This is a genomic window from Bacillus sp. DHT2 (assembly GCF_026241455.1).
Lineage (GTDB): Bacteria > Bacillota > Bacilli > Bacillales > Bacillaceae_G > Bacillus_A > Bacillus_A pseudomycoides.
This window is the reverse complement of record NZ_JAPHWH010000017.1, coordinates 45,335-64,781: the sequence shown is the minus strand read 5'-3', so window position 1 is coordinate 64,781 and position 19,447 is coordinate 45,335. Positions and strand designations below refer to the sequence as shown.

Below are 19,447 nucleotides of genomic sequence, written 5' to 3'. Positions count from 1 at the left end.
TCAGTTTGAACAAAAAAATTTTAAATTTTTTAGTATATAGTACTTTGAATGTCTTTATGTATCTAATGGTATATTTCTTTGCCATAAAACCTGCTATTATTACAGCAACAACTGTGGACTATAATAGGATGAAATTTTTAACTCTACTATTTGTACTTATAGTAATTTCAATCCTATATGGCTTTATAATGAAAAAAATTATTCGTCATAATTCCAAACTTTCGCATTCAATTACAAATGAAAGCATACTGTTTACGTTTAGCCATATTTTTACTGCTTTTATTTTCTTGGCTATAATGTTCATTTAACTCATATATAATGTGTGTTATAAGTAAATTTGGTAAGTTTCAAGATAGATTGCTTACCCATAAGTGAGGTTATGTAAACTTTACATGAATAAGATATATAATATAAAAATAACGATTAATTGAGGTGAGAGTATGGAAAATACATATAAAATTCCAAAATTAGAAACAAAGCGTCTTTTATTAAAAAAACTAGATTTTCATGATTTAGATGATTTATTTGAAGTCTATTCGGATCCTCAAACAACTACATATGTACCTCGAGAGGTACACAAAAATAAAGATGAAACTCGTATTTTTTTAGAAAATACGATGGAAACAACTAAGAAAGGTAAGTCTTTCATATGGTCTATTATCTTTAAGGATAATCAGAAAGCTATTGGAACCTGTGGCATCTGGAAATTATCAAACAGTAGCGCTTCTTTAGGAGCTGTTATTCACCCACTGTATTGGGGAAAAGGAGTTATCGTCGAAGCTTTAGAAGAACTAATAAAGTTTGGCTTTCAAGAATTAGATTTAAATCGTATTGAAGGAAGATGTGACATAAGAAATACAGCGTCTGAACGAGTTATGCAAAAGCTAAAAATGACATATGAAGGAACATTGAGACAAAGTGTAATGATCAATGGTATGTATTGCGATTCTAAGGTATATTCTCTTTTAAAACATGAATATGATAACTTTCGATAACGATAATTATGTAAATAAGCTGTCCATATGGACAGCTTATTGTATTTTTTGCTTAGCGTGGGTTTTTTCCAAAATGCTGGCGATACCCCAAATTGCAATTGCCTTGAGGTTTTTGCACCAGAACCGGTCTATCTATAATACTTGATACACCTTTCTTGAAAAGGGATTCTATCATCAAGCAGCACTTCTTCTTGCAGCAATTTTGTTATATTCTCTATTTTTACAATGAATAGTGCGAAGAAGTCTCCCGAATTTGGATATGAAAATAGTCCATAGCCCTTTGGTGACAGTATTTTGTTGGCCTCCTTGATCTTTTCAGGTAAAAATTCATAATTAAATGCTTCTAATTTCTCGAGTTCTTCTTGTGTTGCTAATTCAATTTGATGGGCAAATTCGTAATCAAGAATAAAATTGACAATTTCTTGGTATTGCTCACCTTTATAGTCAACGTATAAAAACTCTTTCGTCGTCAATCCATATTTTAATAGGTCTTCATGTAAGTCATAACTTCCTTGCTCCTTCAAAAACGTTTCCAAATCCTTGCTATCAGGAAATATAATCTGCGCTATCCCTTGATTGGGCATATTAGCTTCCTCCCTTTTATTGAAATAATTCTCCATGCTTGTTAGGAATATATTCCGGGTAGTTTTTACGATAAAATTCATCGATCATCTGAAGCACGGGGTCCCATTCAGGGTATGGCTCACGTTCTCCAAATACCATTTTCGCTTCTGGAGTATTCATCAGAAAATTATCGAATCGAGTAGGTACTGGCAACCCTAGTTGTTTCCTTACATGGATCAAGAATAAGATTTCAATAGGATAAAATCCGAATCCGAAATCACCAAATTCACCTAGCTGTCCGATTTCAGAAGCTAATGTAGAATGATACTGAGACATTATCGAAATTAGATGTTCTATTTCTTCTAATTCACCAGTCGACCGACGTCCCAGCACTTCATCATAAATGTTCAGGTCTTCAGGGATTAAGTCGCATCGTAGTTCAGCTTCCTTAAACTTATTTATCACGGCTAGATGCAATTTTTCATTCGTTCCCATGATGGTTTTATTTTTATACTGCAAGTACAGCTCTAGCAAAAACCAAATATGTCTATCCTCTTCATTGGCATCTATTAAATGTCCACCGAAGTGATGAGCCATAAAATCATATAATATATTTTCTTCTTTCTCCCATCCATACATTGCAAAATGAACTAATGTGAAGACGACTTCGCTAAACGAATATTCCAAGATCATCCCAGGATACCTGATTGTATAGAGATCCTGTCCCATGCACTGGTAAAATAAAACCTTCTGCATGTTTTTTAATCCTTCTGCATTGTTTCCACCGCTGATCAATACATCGTTTTTCCATAGTGACAAGTGATATGAGGAAATTTTATATAGATTTATTAATAGTATGTGATCTTTCTCTGTTTCATTTTGCTCAACGATTTTCTCATTCTCTCTTCTACTAACATTATATTTATCTTTAACATCTTCAAATTTGATTCCATCCACAAAATTTTTGCTATATCTTTTAAAAGCCATTTCTAACTTTTTTTGGTTCATCATTGTATCCTCCCATTTGTATGTTTTCTAATTTCTGTTTCTAAACATAAGTGAGACCCCAGTTTCAACCACTCTTATTTTAACTCAAATGTAAATTATAGTAACTTATTAAATTCACTTTTCTTAATTATTCAGCCTTTTACCTTAAAAAATCGAATGTAAACTAACACCCATTTGTTTACATTCATTTCCCCTCAAACATTGACTTTACCTCAATTCCCTTGATATCCTCAAAATCTGAAAGAAAAGTATACATTCAAAACACTATAAATAAAGAGGATAAGATAGCTGTAAACAAAAAAGAAAAAGCTAAATCTAGATTAGCTTTTTTACATAATTTCCGTCAATGGAAGATAAAATCATTAAATTCGTTTATAATAATTTATAAGCTAAGGAGGTGATTCGTATGATAACAAATCAAGTTAAAACAGAAATTTTATTAAACAGAATATCCATGATAATACTAGCTTCTCTTTGTATATCTATTATAGCTTTACTTATGAATTATTTTGAAACAGGACATGTTGAAAATATCCAAATCTTTATTGTCAGCATTCTTGCCATTCTCACATCAGTTTTTTCAATTACTAATTATAAATTTATAAAAAAAGGATGAATACATTTTTTCATCTTCAGTTAACATACCCCCACTTATTGGTATTCAATGTATCTAGAAACCTAGAAAAGTCCCTTCAGAAGAAGATCTGAAGAGACTTTTCATTCACTTAATCAAGATTATCGGAAATATATTTCGCATTTTTGAGAAGCTACTTCTTTGTTATATTCATCGAGAATTTCTTTTAACATTGCTGCATCCGAAGGTAAGTTTTTGTTGAAGTTAGACCATCCTTGAAACACCAATTCACTTGGCATTTCAATTAGACCCGTAATAGCATCCCAAAACGCATTCCAATTTTCCCCATAAAAGTCAGGAAACACAAGTTTTTCTTTAAATAGCAAGTGTAAATCTCTATTGTTTGTTACTCCGGTTAAATCAATGATCGTTGTTACTTTGTATTCATTTTTCATTAATTAAAATACACCTCTATTGAATTTTAGATTTATATCGTATCATTCTTAACCTCAATTCAATAATAGTTCACATAATGATCGAAAGCGGAAGTTAAATATTTAACTCAAAGTTTTGAAAGAAAAAACAGTTAAACTAAAAAAAGAATTAGGATACAAAGAATAACATAAAAAAAACTACGAATAAAAATATTCGAAGGAAGGTAATTACTATTCATTTGTTATTTTTTCGTTTACTCTTTGCTTTAAATAATTATATTGTTTGTTATTTGTATCTGCAAAAGCTTCTTCTCTATTAGAAGGAACATCCATATATTCGATAGAACTAGGAAATTGGCTTTCTGTAAAATCATAACGTTTTTCATTGATTTCATTATAAAAATGCCATCCTTCTTCAAGTTCTGTCTTTAATATTTCTCCTCCATACAAATCATTTATCACTAGTGCTGTTACACCACATTGTCCCTTTGCAGGATTGTTTAAAGTCCACTTGGAACTTGATTCTATCGACCAAGATTGAAGTAAAATATTTTTTATGTTTTCCCCTTCGAAAAATAACATTTCCGCATCTCCTATATTAAATATTTATTTATGGAACTTACTTGTAAATATTCATCACAGAAATAAATACCAATAATGTCGTTTAAAAACTATATCTCTCTTTTTAAATAAAAAACTAAATAAATTTATAATAAATAATCGTTGCATCTAATTCACCATTCGGAGAAATTGCATACCCCGGTATTTTGCCGGATTCTTGATAGTCTAACGACTTGTACAATCTATTGGAAGGATCTCCTTCTCTAGTATCTAATATTAAAAGAGACCTGCTTTCTTGTTTTGCTCTTTCTTCTGCTTTTTGCATAAGTGAACGTCCAATACCGTTACGTCTAAAGTTTGGATGAGTCATTAACTTACAAATTTCAGCTCTGTGGATTCCATTCGGCTTTGTAATTAAATGCAATTGAACACTGCCTGCCACTTTATTGTTTATTTTGGCAATAAACAATATCACCTCTGGTGCTAAGACAGTTTGCCAATACTTTGTCGATTCTTCTTGTTCCAGTGGAGGTAAAAAACCTATTGACGCTCCATCATCTACTACGGTTTTCAAAAGTTCAGAAAGCTCTTCAATATCTTTATCAAGTAGTTTAATCTCTTTTATTTCTAGATTTTGCATTACTTCTCCCCCTTTTTCCTAATTGTACCATTTGAAAGAAGTGATATGTTGTGTAATATTTGTTGCATATCATATTCATGATCGGTTAACATAACGTTTCATTATTGGTAGCGAAGACAAGGCGGTTCCCTACTCTCATAAGGAATCCGACTTTTTCTCTTTCTATCAATCTAAGCAATTTTTTATACATTCCTATCATGGTGTGGGTTTTCGAGTTCTCGTTTGTTATTGGATTAGCCGAAAAACTGTATAAAATCCTGCATACTCTTAGCGTGGATTTTTTCCAAAATGCTGGCGGTACCCCATGCCCACCAACCTAACAGAACAGGTTGCTCCCAAAACGATAAAAATGAACTTCGTTGATATAAAAGACTCTAATTTTTCGTTTTGGGGAACAATCAATTTCTTAACTTGATAACAATGTATGGTGACCCCTATTAAGCATTATTTTTTATCTTCATATCGTTTGAAGGCAGATAACTATATTGGATTTTTCATAGTGAATAGCATCATTTTATTTCTTCCTTTTCTTCTACTTTTCGTTTGCGAAATAACCATTTAGTAAGATCAACCCCCAAAAAAATAGTAGATGATGCTAGCATAAATCCACCGGCAATTAGGGCAGTATTAGAACTTAATTCTATTGAAAATACAGTTGTCACCAGAGTCGTTACAAGCATAATTAACATTCCAAATAGTAAAAGAGCTAAACTAAAATACTCCCATCGTTTAATTCCTTTTGTATGTTTCTTTCTTGTAAACGCTAAAAAAAGAAAGTTATACAATTTAAAAATCATAACCAGACATATACCAAATAATATTATGTAAGCTAAGATTTTCGAAATGGGTTTATCTAATTTATATAAAACTATTGTTTCTCTTAAATAATTTACTCCAATTCCTATAACTCTACTGAGATAAATTGTTCCAATGGCTATAAATAAGCTAAAACATATCAGTAGTAAAAATTTATGTTTAGCGTTTTTTATAGATTTAAAATCTATAACCACTTGATTGAATTTTATCAAGGTCTCTTTAAAGCCCTCTTTTAAAAATGCGAACCTTTTTTTCCCTTACTCGCATAATTATTTATCTCTTTTTCATATTCAGATAACTGATGGAGCATTTCAAAAAGCTTTTTTAAATAAGTAATAACTTGTACAAATGTAGTAATAATGAAAAGAATCAACAAATTTCCTGTCATATCATCGTTACCTTGGCTTGCATTATTTAATATATTAGCTTTAGATGTCTTATACCCTATATATATGTTAATAACAATATACAAGGGTGAAACTATCAACTCATTGATATCCCTATCACCCTTTTTTACAGGGAAAGAATAAACACCAGCTACTGATAGCGCAACAGATAAAATTAAAGCGTATATAATGGAATATTCATTTTCAACATTATATTGAGTAAAAAATTGAAGAAGTATTAAATACAGGATAAATATCGAGCAGATCACAATTAGGTACAATTTACCTATATACAATCCAAAACGTTTAACTGAATGAAATTTATCTTTTAAAGAAAATATCAATCGCATAAGAATCATTGGAACATTCAATATTTTCGACGATAGATTAACAAGAATCATAAGGCTATTTAAAATCATGAATATTTTAAAAAACACATACCAATCACTGTACAAATTTTTGGTAAATAGAGATACTGCTAATGCCACAAAAAAGGATCCAATAATAGCAAAAAATATACTAAATATAGCATTATACAATTGTATGATGATTAATTCATAATTTTTTATTTGCTTTTCATTATAAATTTTAATCTTGCCAGCAAACATCGCTGTGATTTCTAAAAATAAACACCAAATAGTCTGTAATATCTTTTCTGCTTTCAATTTATCACCCTTCTTTCTATATAAAATTCTGCATGCTTATAAGGAAAAATATTATTTTGACTCATTAAGATCGTCCCTCCAAGAGTGATATAGATAAATAACGTTGTTATATAACTTTTTTATATTAAACTTAGACTGTTGAAAGGCTATTCCTTATCCTCGTATCTTTTGACTACTCTGTAGAACGTAGGACTTGTCATATTACATCTTATCATTGCCTCTAATGCTGAAATTTCATTCTCTTTCCAACTTGTATAAGCCGAAATGAATTCCTCCGATATTTTTGTTCTTGGTCTCCCTAAATGTTTCCCTTGTTTTTTTGCCAATTCAATTCCTTCACGTTGACGGGTTTTAGTCTTTGTTCTCTCCTCTTCGGCAAGCCAGGAAAGGATTTGTAGTACAAGGTCTATTATAAGGTTTCCTAAACTATCTTTGTATTGTGTGGCATTAAGTAATGGCATATCTAAAACAATGATGTGTGCTTGAATTGCTTTAGTTATATCTTTCCATTCTTGTAGAATTGCTTCCTTGTTGTCTCCAGGTGAAAATGTACAAATTTTTTCGTTTTGGGGTAATTCTAAATTCTTAAGTTGATGGGCATGGGGTAACACCACGTGACCATCAACTTAAGAAGAATAAACGCCACCAAAACAAAAAAAGCCCCAAATTTTTCTTGAAAATAAGTTGGGGCTTTTGAACCAGAAAAGTATATTTTTAACTATGAAAACTACGATGAATTTTTCCTTTTTTCCTACTTGCTAAATTCAGCAAGTAAAATATTTTTAAAAGGATTAGGACTGTCAGTTCTACCCAAACTATTCCAATTGACGACCAACGTATGCTTGCCTCCAAGTTTACCTCCAACAAGAGTAGTAAACCCTAGAATGCCACCTGTGTGTCCCCATATCGAGACACCGCTTGGAAGCTTAGTTTCATAGATTCCAAGACCATATCCATCGATTCCTTCTTTTCCTGTAGGAACTGTAGTAAGCATTTGTTTTAGTTGCTGTTCTTTCAGTAATTTGCCACCGAGCAAGTAAGAGAAGAATTTGTTTAAGTCGTCAGCAGTAGAAATCATATCTCCAGCAGAGCTACCTGCACTTGGGTTATAATAAGTAACGTCTTTTAGCTCACTTGCTCCGTCTGGTTGGACATATCCACGGGCATGGTTGGTGCCTGGAATAACGCTTGAATTGCCAGGTAGGAATGTATTCGACAATTCAAGCGGTTCAATAATCCGATTTTCAATCTCTTCCGCATAGCTGTTTCTGGTTACTTTTTCAATAAGAATACCCAGTAATACATATCCTGTGTTTGAATAAGACCATCCATCTCCTGGGGAAAAGTCTGGGGGCAGAGAAATCCCCATCTTCACTAACTCTTCAGCCGTATACGATTTTTTTGTATCCGTAAAATCAGCGTCTTTTGACCTTGAGTATTCAGCGATACCACTTGTATGGTTCAATATGTGCCGAATAGTAATCTTGTTACCATCATATCCATTTCCTTGAATGGCACCAGGCAACCATTTTTCGATGTAGTCGTCTAGATTCAGGCGATTCTCTCCAGCTAATTGAAGTATAACCGTTGCGGTGAACGTCTTCGTCACACTCCCAATGCGAAAGCGAAAATCTGTTTTCATTGGTTTCTTGGTTCTCAGATCCGCTATCCCAGCGGCATACCCCCACGTTTTTCCACCCTCAGAAGTTTTAGCAAGTATCCCCGGGTATCCAAGTTGCAATGTATCCCGCATTGCTTGCTTGACGGAAGTACGATCTCGTTGAGTATTTGTTTGTAACGAACTAGATACATTTTGAGTGGGCTCTGCTTTTACAATTGAGGTTGGTGTTGTATATAACAGGGAACTTCCAGCTATTAAAAGGGCCAGACTTGCACAAGTAATTTGACTACGTATTTTCATAAGGCATTCCTCTCCTCTATTCATATTGTATAAGTGTTTGCTTACTGTTCCTTACTTCCTGACAAGACTTAGGGAAAGGCCCTCACGCATATAGATTAAAGCCCCAGTACAAAGGTATCTATCAATACCAACAATTTGAGCCATTTAAATCTCCATCCCTTCTATAACAAAATTATTCAAAGGTATGAAAGCATATTATGTACCCTTAGTTATTGTTAGGATTAACACAACATGAGACATAACCCCAACCCATATTTTACTTTATTTATCCATAATATGTATTGAGAAAGAATGTAAATTCGAATCCTTTCCGTACCCCAGCTATTGATCGTTTTTTTCACCTATTATAATTAGTTATTTAGAATTTCATAATAAAAAACTGTAAAAAAAATAACGAGTCCCTTAACGAACAGGAAGTGGTTGAAAAATATGTCTATAGCACAATTTTCTTTTTTTGATATGGTGACCCCATCGCCATCAAGCTAAGGTTTTGAAGTACCCACTAAATGAAATTTTTCTTTCTCTACAGTTAGTTATTTTGAGAAGTCAGCTCATTTTTTTGTTTTTGGGGGTGTTTACTTTTCTTAAGTTGATGGATGTGGGGTCCCGCCACATGCCCATCAACCTAAAAAATCAAAATCCCCCCATAACGAAAATTCTATCCATTGTTGACTACTGATAATAGTGCGTTATGTTAACCTCACATGTATATGATATACAGACAAATGTTCATAACAAATCACTTCTTCCAATGGTATAATTAGGAAAAGGAGCGATGAATATGAAAAATATTGTCCAAACAGGTTTGTTAGTTCTTATTTTAGGTATGACACTATTTATACCAATGTATTATTTGGATGGAAAGATAGATATGATTGAAACTTTAATTCTACTTCCAATTGCATTGATAAGTGGTTTTTACTTAATCACTCCATTGTTCTTGAAAGTTGAAACAATAAATGCAATTGATAATAAGTTTGGGACTATTTTGGAGTTAGATTTTAAAAACAAGAAGAGATAAGTCATATGCATTATATAGATGTACCCTTCTAGAAACAGGGAAGGGTTTGCAATAACCTCCAATAACGAAAATTATGTGAACTATTATTGAATTGAGGTTAAGAATGATACGATATAAATCTAAAATTCAATAGAGGTGTATTTTAATTAATGAAAAATGACTACAAAGTAACAACGATCATTAATTTAACCGGAGTAACAAACAATAGAGATTTACACTTGCTATTTAAAGAAAAACTTGTGTTTCCTGATTTTTACGGGGAAAACTGGGCTGCGTTTTGGGATGCTATTACGGGTCTAATTGAAATGCCAAGTGAATTGGTGTTTCAAGGATGGTCTAACTTCAACAAAAACTTACCTTCGGATGCAGCAATGTTAAAAGAAATTCTTGATGAATATAACAAAGAAGTAGCTTCTCAAAAATGCGAAATATATTTCCGATAATCTTGATTAAGTGAATGAAAAGTCTCTTCAAATCTTCTTCTGAAGGGACTTTTCTAGGTTTCTAGATAGATTAACTTCTGATAAGTGGTATTATGTCAATTAAAGGTATATTAGGATGTAATTTTTTGAAAACTATACACGGCTATTCTGTAATATTAAAGATAAGTAATAGTATATAGGTTTTTTTAAACCAACATCCTATCTATAATGTTGCACATTTTATTTATAAGATGAGGAGGAGAAACTAGATTGAGAGAATGTTGTTTTAAAATAAGTTTATCATTAGAAGAAGCTAAAAAACGTTATTGTGATTGGATGAATAAAGATATCGAATTTCAATTAGATGAATATGGGAATTTTATCGATGAATCAGTGTGTTTTTCTGAACATGAAGATAGATGGACGTATTTTGTAGACCTTGAAGGCGAAGCATTCTTTGGTCTATCAAATGTATCTTGGATAGAACTTGCAAAAGAGAATTCCGTTACATACGCTTACTATGATGAAAATTTTAATGCAGAACTTATAATTATAGAAAAAGGTTCATTAATAAGAGAATTTTCACTTTATGAAGATGAACCAGATAACAATATAGATTTCGGAGAATTTGAATATGAAAAAGGTTCAACAATAAAAGAATGGAATGATGTAGTAACTTTTCTTGAAAAAGAATTAATCATTTAATTAATAATGTGTTTAAATATAGCTTTTTTATTAAAATTTATTATTCAAGTAACAAGTAGGTTAATTTAATAATAAGCTAAAAGGATCTTCTAATTGAAGATCCTTTTTTACTGCCTAAAATGTGACTTATGTAAAAAGCTAGCATAGATCTTGTATACAGATAATAAAGTTGTTTAATTTTTAATAAAGTCATTTGAAAAATAATAAAGGCATTTAAAAATGTTAGTCATACTATTCATCAAACGAGCCATTTAATGGAGGAACTCCTTTAAAGAAACTTGAACCTCAATAGTGTCATTCTACGCTCTCAAGAGATTCTTTAAGGAATTGAAATTCAAACTTGGTAGCTTCTAATATATCTTTAATATATTTTTCCTGATTTTCAACTCCCGTTACTAGATCTAGTTTATTAAAAAAAATTATCCAGTTTAAATTCTTCTTTGTTTCGAATCTGTATTTTCCTTCTATATCTTTGTTAGGGTAAATTTCGAAATAAACTCTCTCAGCCTTATTTAGGTTCCAATAAAAATGTTTGTAAATATAAGGAAGCCGAGCATCAAGCATACTCTTGTTTTTTTGTTTGGATAATGTTCTATTTAGAGACGCTAAATAGTCATTGATATTTTTAACAATTGCTTTTTCATCTTTTTCGCTACTTAGAATTCCAAATTCAATTTTCGTCATTTAGTAGTCCCCTTATTAATAAGTTATTTTCACTAATATTAACATTTTTATGAAAATAACTTAAACCAAAAGAAGTTGCTATAAAAGTACAATCTTTACTTAAGTATAGGGAGCGATTGTTCAATAAAATTTAGATTTTCAAACGACTTTATTGTTATATTTTTTAGGATAGTGAAGTATCTTAAATTAAAAATTAAATAACTTTATTTTTAACCCCGTCCTAAATTAGAACGGGGTATGCTTGTTTGAGCTTTTAAAATTAAATAACTTTATTTTCATTTCACAGATCTAGCTTTTTCTTTTTTTGTTTATAGGTATTTTAAACTCTTTATTTATCGTGTTTTGAATGTATACTTTTGTTGGCGATTTTGGAGAAAATGAGTAAAGTTCGATAAAACCAATAAAATCAAAGAAATGAATGTAAACAAATATTCAAAAGTTTATTTTCAGTTTTGTAAAAAAACAAAAAAGAACTTGTAGAAGGACTACAAGTTCTTTTTTTAGATAGTACTAATGTTAATGGTCAAACAATTTAAACAAATACATTAGGATTTTATATATTTGTTGGTTGGTATAACTGATAGAAAAGATTAACTAAAATAAATAATAATGTTTTACTAAGACCAAATCCATTGATCATCATTAGTTTGATTTGAAGTTTTCGATTCTTGAATTTTTTCAATGTTGTTTTCTATGCTCCAATTTATAGAACTTCCACCCCATTGTGCAAATTCCATATTATTTACTTTAACTTTGTCACCGACATTAAGTTTTTGTCCTTGTGTTAAGTAAACTTCTAGAATTTCATCTCCACCGTTGATTTTAGGATATTTAACAAGTACATAATCTATAGGTACGTCTACGTATTCATCAATTTTTCCTTTTTCACTAATTTCTCCTACTACATAATCAGGTCGACCATTTTCTTTTAAATGCATTCCTGGTGTTAATGATTTATTTTCAATAGAATTTGCAATCATATATTCAGTAAAATTACGCATCATTGTACCAGTAACTTTTACTTGATCTCCTATTTTTACATTTGGTATAGAATCAAAATTGATACTGATAGGATCTGTATATTGTTTTGATTCTACAAATATAACATTATTACTAATCTCAACTACACGACCTTCAATTGTTGATATATTTGATTCAATAGAAGCTGCACTAGCTTTTGATACTTCTAATCCTGGTAAATTTGTTCCTGCAAGTGCTGCGGCTCCTAATGCACCAGCTAAAATGATTTTTTTCATACCCATTTTATAACATCTCCATTCATGTTGTAATTTTAATATTAACCTTACTGTAACTATTATAGTTACAGTAATAATGATTATCAACTATAAATTGTATGCAATATTACATATTAAAAAAGTAGAACATTGAAATTTAGTGTTTTAAAAATGAAAGCAAATTAATATTCAAAAGTTTACTTTCATTTTTATTGTTTTTATAACTAATTTTCTCAATATAGATATCATATTTATTTATGGTTTTAATATTAAAAATTTCCAGAAATTATAATATAATAGAAATGTGATAGTTATCACCCTATTGTTTTCTCCTTATGCTAAAGATAAGATCGAGTCCTTGATCTTATCTTTTTTGCTGTGAAGAAAATAAATTATAAATGTACGTTTTAAGAACATAGTTTTTGAGATGAGTATTGGGGAAGTTTTTTTACAAAAAACAGGCGAAAGTCGCTTGTTATTCGATTGTCCCAAAAATAATCGTTTTGGGGACAATTCAAAATCTTAGCTTGCTGGGCATGTGGCGGGACCCGAATATGCAAAATTGCATATTTATTATGAAAATATAGAAAACTCAACACTTTAAGGTCTTGTACAACCAAAATTACAGGTAAACAGATTGAAATAATATGAATTATTTCCCATTTTTTTACAATTGACTACCTTTACAGAATATATATGTATATATATAATTTTCAAAAAATATAAATATTCTGTTTAAAGCAGAATGTAAAAACAAAGGAGAAAGAAATATGAAAACAAAGAAACAAAGTTTAGTAGTTTTATTGTCAGCTGGTATTGTTGCTACATCAATTAGTTTACCGACATCTAGCTATGCAGCTACATCAAATAATGTGCTGTCTACAGAGAAGTATAATGAGGCTATCAAGTCTACAGAGTTTATTTCTGGACAGCTGACTACACCATCTTCAAAAAAAACTGAGGATGTAGTATTTCGATATGTTGATGAAAATAAGGACAAATATAAACTAGGTACCAAAAGTGCTAAAGAATCATTCACTGTAAAGAAACAAGAAGATGATACGTTAGGAGCAAAAGTTGTTCGATTACAACAAACATATAATGGTGTTCCAGTATGGGGATCTACACAAGTTGCACATGTTGATAATAAAGGAGTATTAACTGTTTTTTCAGGAACTGTTATTCCTGATTTAGACCAAAAATTACAACAACCAAATCAAAAAATTTCTGCCAATGAAGCAGTGTCCTTTGCTGAAAAGGAACTAGGATTTAAACCAAACTATGATGTGAAACCAACATCTGAACTTGTAGTATATGCAAAAGATGACACAGTATCCTATGCATATTATGTTCATTTAGGATTTTTATCCCCACAACCAGGTAGCCATGATTATTTTTTTGAAGCAGAGACTGGAAAAATCCTAGACCATATTGAAGTCTTACATGCGGCAAAAAATCCAAGAAATATTACCGAAACAGTAACAACTGGGACAGGGAAAGATTCATTTGGAAATACCAAAAATTTGAACCTCTTAAAATCTAATAATACTTATTATTTAGCAGATAAAACGCGTGGACAGGGAATTTATACGTATGATGCACAAAATCAAGGAAGTGATGATGACACTTCGTTTCTTCCAGGTGTCCTTTTTAGTAATAACACTAACAGTTTTACAAGCAAAAATGCACAAGCAGCTGTAGATGCTCATACTTATGCAGGAATGGTATATGATTATTATAAAAAAGTTCAGGGAAGAAACTCCTATGACGGAAATGGGGCTAAAATTGTTTCATCTGTTCATTTTGGACAACAGTATGGAAACGCATTTTGGAGTCCGGAACTAAAACAAATGGTATATGGGGATGGAGATGGATCAACACGTTCATTTACAGCTGCAATTGATGCTGTTGGCCATGAACTAACACATGCAGTTACAGAGTCATCATCCAATTTAATATATCAAGATGAATCTGGCGCACTTAATGAAGCAATGTCAGATATTTTCGGCACATTAATTGAATATTATAATAATTCAAAACCTGATTATTTAATTGGGGAAGATTTATTCTTCCAATCAGGACAAGCCCTTCGTTCTATGAGCGATCCAACACAATACGGTGATCCAGACCATTATTCTAAACGTTATACAGGAACGAATCAAAGCAAATTAGTACACACAAATAGTGGGATTATCAATAAAGCAGCGTATCTCGTTGCAGAGGGTGGTACTCATTATGGGGTAACTGTAAATGGTATTGGTAAAGATAAAATGGGTAAAATCTTTTATCGCGCAAATACTCAATATCTAACAGAATCAGCAACATTTTCTCAAGCAAGACAAGCCCTTGTACAGTCAGCCGCAGATTTATATGGAACACAATCAGCTGAGGTTACTTCTGTAAATAAAGCATTTGATGCTGTTGGTGTTAAATAATTTTTATTTAACATAAAAAGATCCCTGAAATGGGGTACCGCCCCATCGCTATCAAGCTAACTAAACTAAATTTCCTTAAAATGAAAAAATACGCTATTCTTTCTGTAGAATCATAGGAAAGGATGGCGTTTTTGATATGAACTTATCGGTTTTTGATGAACTAGAATTGTTTTCTAAAGAGTTGCAACGATATATGTCACCTGATGATTTAGAGCAATTAGCTAGAGAGATAGGGTTTTTAAAACATGGAAATCATTTTTTCGTATTCATCATTGTAATTCTGTAAAATTAGAACGATTAGAATGTCACTTATACGGACAATTAATAAGTATCCTTCTTTGTTCCTCCACCATGTTTCAAATGCGTCAATTACTCCTCATCAAGAAGAAACGAGAATTAAGCGAATATAAAGCGATTTATATTATTAAAGATTATTTTCTACTTCTTTATCAAGCTCTACAAAAAGACACCCAAGAATTAACAAGAATATTGTTTCGGCTGTTTAATCTCTTACATAAAAACGGACGAAAATCCCATAGGTATGAGAAGAAAACAGTCTTTGATATTATGGGTGTTATCTATGAGTATAGTGGAATTAGAAAACAAAAGAAAGCTACATAATCTTTAAAAATAATACCTACCTAGGTTTATTTGGTATGCTCATTTTTAAGGAGAAAAAGTGTTTTAAGAGTTTTTTAGTTTATTTGAACGAAAGTTCATTTGGTTTCCGTTCTTAAGTTGATGGGCATATATGGTGACCCCATGCCCATCAACTTAAGAAAACAAATCCACCCCAAAACGAAAAAATGAGCTTTTTTATTACGAATTAGCACAAAATCTCGTTCTGGGGGTAGTTGTATTTTCTTAGCTTGATAGCGATGTATAGTGACCCCTATTATCTCTAAACTGAATAGGGGAAAATATAATGTTTATTGAAGTATTTACTAATGTAAAATTCAATAAATATTATTTGCCTATCTGTTTATGGATACTTGATACATTAATTTTTTTCTTATCGCTCCACATAATTTTTTTCAGAGACATAAAAACAATTAATGAAATAGCAAATCCAATTGTAACATCTGAAGCAAAATGAGCCCCTACTACAATACGACTAATTGGTACTAATATCATCCACATAAGAATGCAAATCCAAATAACTATTTTTTTATTTTTTAATGAAGCGAAATATCCTGGTAATAAACTCAACCAAATGACCAACGCTGAATTAGCACTATGCCCTGAAGGAAATGACATAAATTCATCACTTTGGGCACTTCCTTGAGGTATAAACCATTTTGAAAATCCGTCAAAAGATCCAATAGAAACCATATGACGATAACGTTCTCTACCCCACCCTAGTTTCATTAGATTAAATGTAATTAACACAATAACTACGCTTAATAATCCAATTAATGCAATATCCCTTAATCTTGCATCATCATAATCACTCCATGATTTGGCAATCATATAACAGGCTACAATTAAACCACTCATAAAAATCGGTATTAAGAATTTTGAGATGGTTAAATTATGTACTAGCATAAATGAAGCTATAAAAGCGAACAAAAGAATGACTACGCCATAGCCAATTCCAGCAAGATAATATCCTCTTGAACCTTTATTCTTTCTAGTTTTAAATAAATACATACTAGAAAATAAAGCAATAAGCATCGCTGGAATTTCTCCTACAACTTGTAAAAAAAGAGCAATTTTATTAGTTGGTTGATATAAACTATGGGATATCTGTAGGTCTGTAAATGCAAAGATAAATAGTAAAATAGCGAAAATTGAAATTAATATTACGTTTCTATTTTTCATCAAGCCCATTACCTCTCACTATGTTTTAATATAAAATTCCCCATCTCAATTGCTAAATCCTCACTTTGAGGATAGACACCTACATTATCTCCGTAAGCGTGCCCTAAACCACGATAGAGGACTGTCTCAGTTTCAACTCCTTTTTTAGTCAATTTAGCTGCATACGCTAAACATTCTATCGTTAAAAAATCATGTTCTCCGACCGTAATAAATGTACTTGGATAGTCTGGGGATACATCAACATATGGACTTAAATATTTAGAATTAGTTTTTTGAGTACCAAGTATTTCTGACATATTCCCGACCATTGAATGCATTATATTCAGCATTTTTTCTAATCCTTTTTTATACTTAGGAGCAATTTCATACTTGTCTAGACTCCAAAAATAAAATTCATCCTCATAGTCACACATATTAAGTGTAGGATACAGAAGTAACTGTCCCTTAACGCACTTCCCACCATCTTCCATATCTCTGGTTGTACAATATTGCGTTAAGTTTCCTCCTGCACTATCACCTGCCACAAAGATATTATTTTTATCACCACCTAATGTGTCAGCATTCTCATAAATCCACTTTAAAGTGGTGTAACAATCTGTATGCCCAATTGGAAAAGGATTTTCTGGAGCTAATCGATAATCCACAGAAATAGCTAGTATATCTGTTTTTTCTACTATCAATTTCACAAGTTCTTCTATCACATCTGGTGATCCAGCCATGAATCCTCCACCATGAATAAAGTATAAAATTGGCGCATTCTCTCGTTTAGAAATACTGGTATAAATTCTGATTGGAATACTATACCCATCTTCTGCTTTAACTGTTTTATGCGTAATATTAATGTCTTTAGTGACAATGGGAACACTTTTAATACTATTAAATTGTTTTCGCATATTCTTTATCGATTTTTCAGAATCATCCATTTTTATCATGTTTTTAGGCATAAACCTCATTACATTCATTTGAACCTTTGTGTCTTTATAAAGACGTGGATCCATCGCTCCTTTTTCATCGCAATCTGGTATATTTTTTACTAAGACTTCTGCCCCTTGTACATGGATGGTTTCTTGTTTTTCTTGAATTTTTTCTAAAAGGCCTAAGTCATATTTTCTAGTCATCTAGTATTCGTCCTTTCTTAATTTAAGTGCTTTGAGCTATATAATTGTATAAACCTCCATTGAATCTTACTTCATGCACTATTACGAAATAAAAATACGTTCCATGTACAAAATGTAACATGAAACGTATTTTTATTGTTGTTTATATTTGATGCAATTATGGTCATTTTTTGATCTTATATTTTTTCTATACTGCAATGGTGTATATCCATATTTCCCCTTGAATTGTGAAATAAATGATTTTACATTTGGAAATCCATGTTTTATTGCTATGTCTTTTATAGAATTTGTACTACTGATAATATCTTCATAAGCTTTATAGAGCCTGTATCTCGTTAAAAAAGAGGTGAAATTTGATCCGAAGGATTTTTTGAACATACGGGAAAAATGTTCTTCACTTACAAAAAAATGACGGGCTACATCTTTCAGTTTGAGTTCTTCATCGTAATGTTCATAAATATACGTAATCATCTGCTTCTGTCTATTCCCAAGTTGAAAATCATTGCCTACATTCTCCCCATCTTTAAAGTATCGCAATAGAATATAAACGATTTCATAAATCAAACTATTAATTTTTATATAACTTAAATCATCAGAATTTATGACTAATTCCTTTAATTCACAAAATATTTGTTGAAGGTTTGTTTTCTGAACAATGGATTCTTTTATATTAAATCTATATTTATCAAAATCTTCATTTACCTCTTTAAGAAATTCATAAGAAATAATTAACATCATTACTGCACAACTTGTATTTTTAACCTTTTCAAGTTCATGAACATCTCCACTGTTTACAAAAATAAATTCGCCAGCTGATACTTTCTTTTTTTGCCCATTCACATACAAAAAAACTTCTCCATATACTACTAGGCTAATTTCAATACTTCTATGCCAGTGAGGAGGAATAGAATAGTGAAAATCAGTTGAAAGCATTGTGTCCTCTAGATATTCAACCATTCCTGGAATTCTACCGCGTAATTTTATTTCTTCATATTTTCCTTGGCTAATTTTCAATAGTTTATCCTCTTTTTCTTTATAAATGTGTAATGTCAAAATGATGAAAGGAATATTAATAATGAAAAAAGCTTCCATACTAATTATTTGAGCAAGTATATCGCCTAGTAGGCTAGCTTTAAAATGATCCTACTTATAAATAGGATCGTGACAGTGTAGTCCACTCTTCTAAAGAAAGTTTTTCTGTAATATGTTTTAATTCATCAGGAACCTTTACAAACGTTCTTTAAATACCAATCATTTTTTGCAAGCTCCTTAGTGTACAATTTTCTAGAAATAATATAACACTTCCTAAATAATAACCTAAAATAAAAGAAGAATCAGAAGAGTAGTTAGCATCTGATTCTTCTTTGTTAAATTTGTATATAATTTTGGTTCTGGTGCAAAGATAAAATAAAAGAGAATATAGCTCATATATTTCTAGCGGA

21 protein-coding genes and 2 pseudogenes are annotated in these 19,447 nt (G+C 31.2%); 9 read left to right on the top strand and 14 right to left on the bottom strand.

Annotated elements, in window-relative coordinates:
- Positions 1–5: 5 nt before the first annotated feature.
- A complete protein-coding gene (locus ORL93_RS26885) occupies positions 6–308 on the top strand; it encodes a hypothetical protein (RefSeq protein ID WP_265959941.1) in 303 nt (100 codons plus the stop codon).
- A 132-nt stretch (positions 309–440) separates the two neighbouring features.
- Entirely contained in the window at positions 441–995 is a 555-nt protein-coding gene (locus tag ORL93_RS26880; RefSeq protein ID WP_098909726.1) for a GNAT family N-acetyltransferase, read from the top strand.
- A gap of 128 nt (positions 996–1,123) precedes the next feature.
- Here ORL93_RS26880 and ORL93_RS26875 read toward each other — a convergent pair whose 3' ends face one another.
- Both ORL93_RS26875 and ORL93_RS26870 read right to left on the bottom strand, forming a co-directional pair.
- Positions 1,124–1,579 carry a DUF6630 family protein gene (locus ORL93_RS26875; protein ID WP_265959940.1) on the bottom strand — a complete coding sequence of 152 codons (456 nt, stop codon included), beginning with the start codon at positions 1,577–1,579 and terminating at the stop codon, positions 1,124–1,126.
- Between the two features lie 16 nt (positions 1,580–1,595).
- On the bottom strand, positions 1,596–2,570 hold the full coding sequence (locus ORL93_RS26870; protein WP_265959939.1) for a hypothetical protein: 975 nt from the start codon (positions 2,568–2,570) through the stop codon (positions 1,596–1,598).
- A gap of 403 nt (positions 2,571–2,973) precedes the next feature.
- Between ORL93_RS26870 and ORL93_RS26865 the strand changes: the two genes are divergently transcribed.
- Positions 2,974–3,183 (top strand): hypothetical protein, encoded by a 210-nt coding sequence (locus tag ORL93_RS26865; RefSeq protein ID WP_033799455.1) that lies wholly within the window; start codon positions 2,974–2,976, stop codon positions 3,181–3,183.
- Between the two features lie 119 nt (positions 3,184–3,302).
- Here the strand turns inward: ORL93_RS26865 and ORL93_RS26860 are convergent, their stop codons facing one another.
- The 7 genes and pseudogenes from ORL93_RS26860 to ORL93_RS26830 form a co-directional block, all read right to left on the bottom strand.
- A complete protein-coding gene (locus ORL93_RS26860; protein ID WP_265959938.1) occupies positions 3,303–3,596 on the bottom strand; it encodes a barstar family protein in 294 nt (97 codons plus the stop codon).
- 210 nt (positions 3,597–3,806) lie between these two features.
- A complete protein-coding gene (locus ORL93_RS26855) occupies positions 3,807–4,157 on the bottom strand; it encodes a YunG family protein (RefSeq protein WP_098909728.1) in 351 nt (116 codons plus the stop codon).
- 115 nt (positions 4,158–4,272) lie between these two features.
- Positions 4,273–4,776 carry a GNAT family N-acetyltransferase gene (locus tag ORL93_RS26850; RefSeq protein WP_265959937.1) on the bottom strand — a complete coding sequence of 168 codons (504 nt, stop codon included), beginning with the start codon at positions 4,774–4,776 and terminating at the stop codon, positions 4,273–4,275.
- 509 nt (positions 4,777–5,285) lie between these two features.
- Positions 5,286–5,786 carry a hypothetical protein gene (locus tag ORL93_RS26845; protein ID WP_265959936.1) on the bottom strand — a complete coding sequence of 167 codons (501 nt, stop codon included), beginning with the start codon at positions 5,784–5,786 and terminating at the stop codon, positions 5,286–5,288.
- A gap of 38 nt (positions 5,787–5,824) precedes the next feature.
- Positions 5,825–6,643, bottom strand: a complete 819-nt coding sequence (locus tag ORL93_RS26840; RefSeq protein ID WP_265959935.1) for a hypothetical protein — start codon at positions 6,641–6,643, stop codon at positions 5,825–5,827.
- Between the two features lie 146 nt (positions 6,644–6,789).
- Positions 6,790–7,182, bottom strand: a pseudogene (locus ORL93_RS26835) (recombinase family protein); the annotation flags it as partial.
- 212 nt (positions 7,183–7,394) lie between these two features.
- Positions 7,395–8,564: a serine hydrolase domain-containing protein gene (locus tag ORL93_RS26830; RefSeq protein ID WP_265959934.1), complete on the bottom strand. Its 1,170-nt coding sequence runs from the start codon at positions 8,562–8,564 to the stop codon at positions 7,395–7,397.
- A gap of 781 nt (positions 8,565–9,345) precedes the next feature.
- On the opposite strand from ORL93_RS26830, the gene ORL93_RS26825 reads away from it, so the two are divergent.
- The 3 genes from ORL93_RS26825 (at position 9,346) to ORL93_RS26815 (ending at position 10,712) form a co-directional block, all read left to right on the top strand.
- On the top strand, positions 9,346–9,585 hold the full coding sequence (locus ORL93_RS26825) for a hypothetical protein (RefSeq protein ID WP_265959933.1): 240 nt from the start codon (positions 9,346–9,348) through the stop codon (positions 9,583–9,585).
- A gap of 149 nt (positions 9,586–9,734) precedes the next feature.
- Positions 9,735–10,028, top strand: a complete 294-nt coding sequence (locus ORL93_RS26820; protein WP_265959931.1) for a barstar family protein — start codon at positions 9,735–9,737, stop codon at positions 10,026–10,028.
- 249 nt (positions 10,029–10,277) lie between these two features.
- Positions 10,278–10,712 (top strand): hypothetical protein, encoded by a 435-nt coding sequence (locus ORL93_RS26815; protein ID WP_265959930.1) that lies wholly within the window; start codon positions 10,278–10,280, stop codon positions 10,710–10,712.
- A gap of 294 nt (positions 10,713–11,006) precedes the next feature.
- Here the strand turns inward: ORL93_RS26815 and ORL93_RS26810 are convergent, their stop codons facing one another.
- Positions 11,007–11,396: a hypothetical protein gene (locus tag ORL93_RS26810; protein ID WP_016115303.1), complete on the bottom strand. Its 390-nt coding sequence runs from the start codon at positions 11,394–11,396 to the stop codon at positions 11,007–11,009.
- Between the two features lie 617 nt (positions 11,397–12,013).
- Positions 12,014–12,658, bottom strand: coding sequence for an ATP F0F1 synthase subunit alpha (locus tag ORL93_RS26805; protein ID WP_097795546.1), 645 nt, complete (start codon positions 12,656–12,658; stop codon positions 12,014–12,016).
- A gap of 743 nt (positions 12,659–13,401) precedes the next feature.
- Here ORL93_RS26805 and ORL93_RS26800 point away from each other — a divergent pair.
- The 3 genes and pseudogenes from ORL93_RS26800 to ORL93_RS26795 form a co-directional block, all read left to right on the top strand.
- Entirely contained in the window at positions 13,402–15,066 is a 1,665-nt protein-coding gene (locus ORL93_RS26800; RefSeq protein ID WP_265959929.1) for a M4 family metallopeptidase, read from the top strand.
- Between the two features lie 136 nt (positions 15,067–15,202).
- Positions 15,203–15,352 (top strand): hypothetical protein, encoded by a 150-nt coding sequence (locus ORL93_RS31620; protein WP_176547995.1) that lies wholly within the window; start codon positions 15,203–15,205, stop codon positions 15,350–15,352.
- Positions 15,301–15,687 (top strand): annotated as a pseudogene (locus ORL93_RS26795) (IS4 family transposase); the annotation flags it as partial. The gene ORL93_RS31620 and the pseudogene ORL93_RS26795, both read left to right, overlap by 52 nt.
- Before the next feature lie 345 nt (positions 15,688–16,032).
- On the opposite strand, the gene ORL93_RS26790 reads toward ORL93_RS26795, so the two are convergent.
- The 3 genes from ORL93_RS26790 to ORL93_RS26780 all read right to left on the bottom strand — a co-directional run bounded on the left by ORL93_RS26790 (position 16,033) and on the right by ORL93_RS26780 (position 19,019).
- Positions 16,033–16,887 carry a phosphatase PAP2 family protein gene (locus ORL93_RS26790; RefSeq protein WP_265959968.1) on the bottom strand — a complete coding sequence of 285 codons (855 nt, stop codon included), beginning with the start codon at positions 16,885–16,887 and terminating at the stop codon, positions 16,033–16,035.
- Between the two features lie 8 nt (positions 16,888–16,895).
- Positions 16,896–18,005 carry an alpha/beta hydrolase gene (locus ORL93_RS26785; protein ID WP_265959928.1) on the bottom strand — a complete coding sequence of 370 codons (1,110 nt, stop codon included), beginning with the start codon at positions 18,003–18,005 and terminating at the stop codon, positions 16,896–16,898.
- 132 nt (positions 18,006–18,137) lie between these two features.
- Entirely contained in the window at positions 18,138–19,019 is an 882-nt protein-coding gene (locus ORL93_RS26780) for an AraC family transcriptional regulator (RefSeq protein ID WP_265959966.1), read from the bottom strand.
- Between the last annotated feature and the right edge of the window lie 428 nt (positions 19,020–19,447).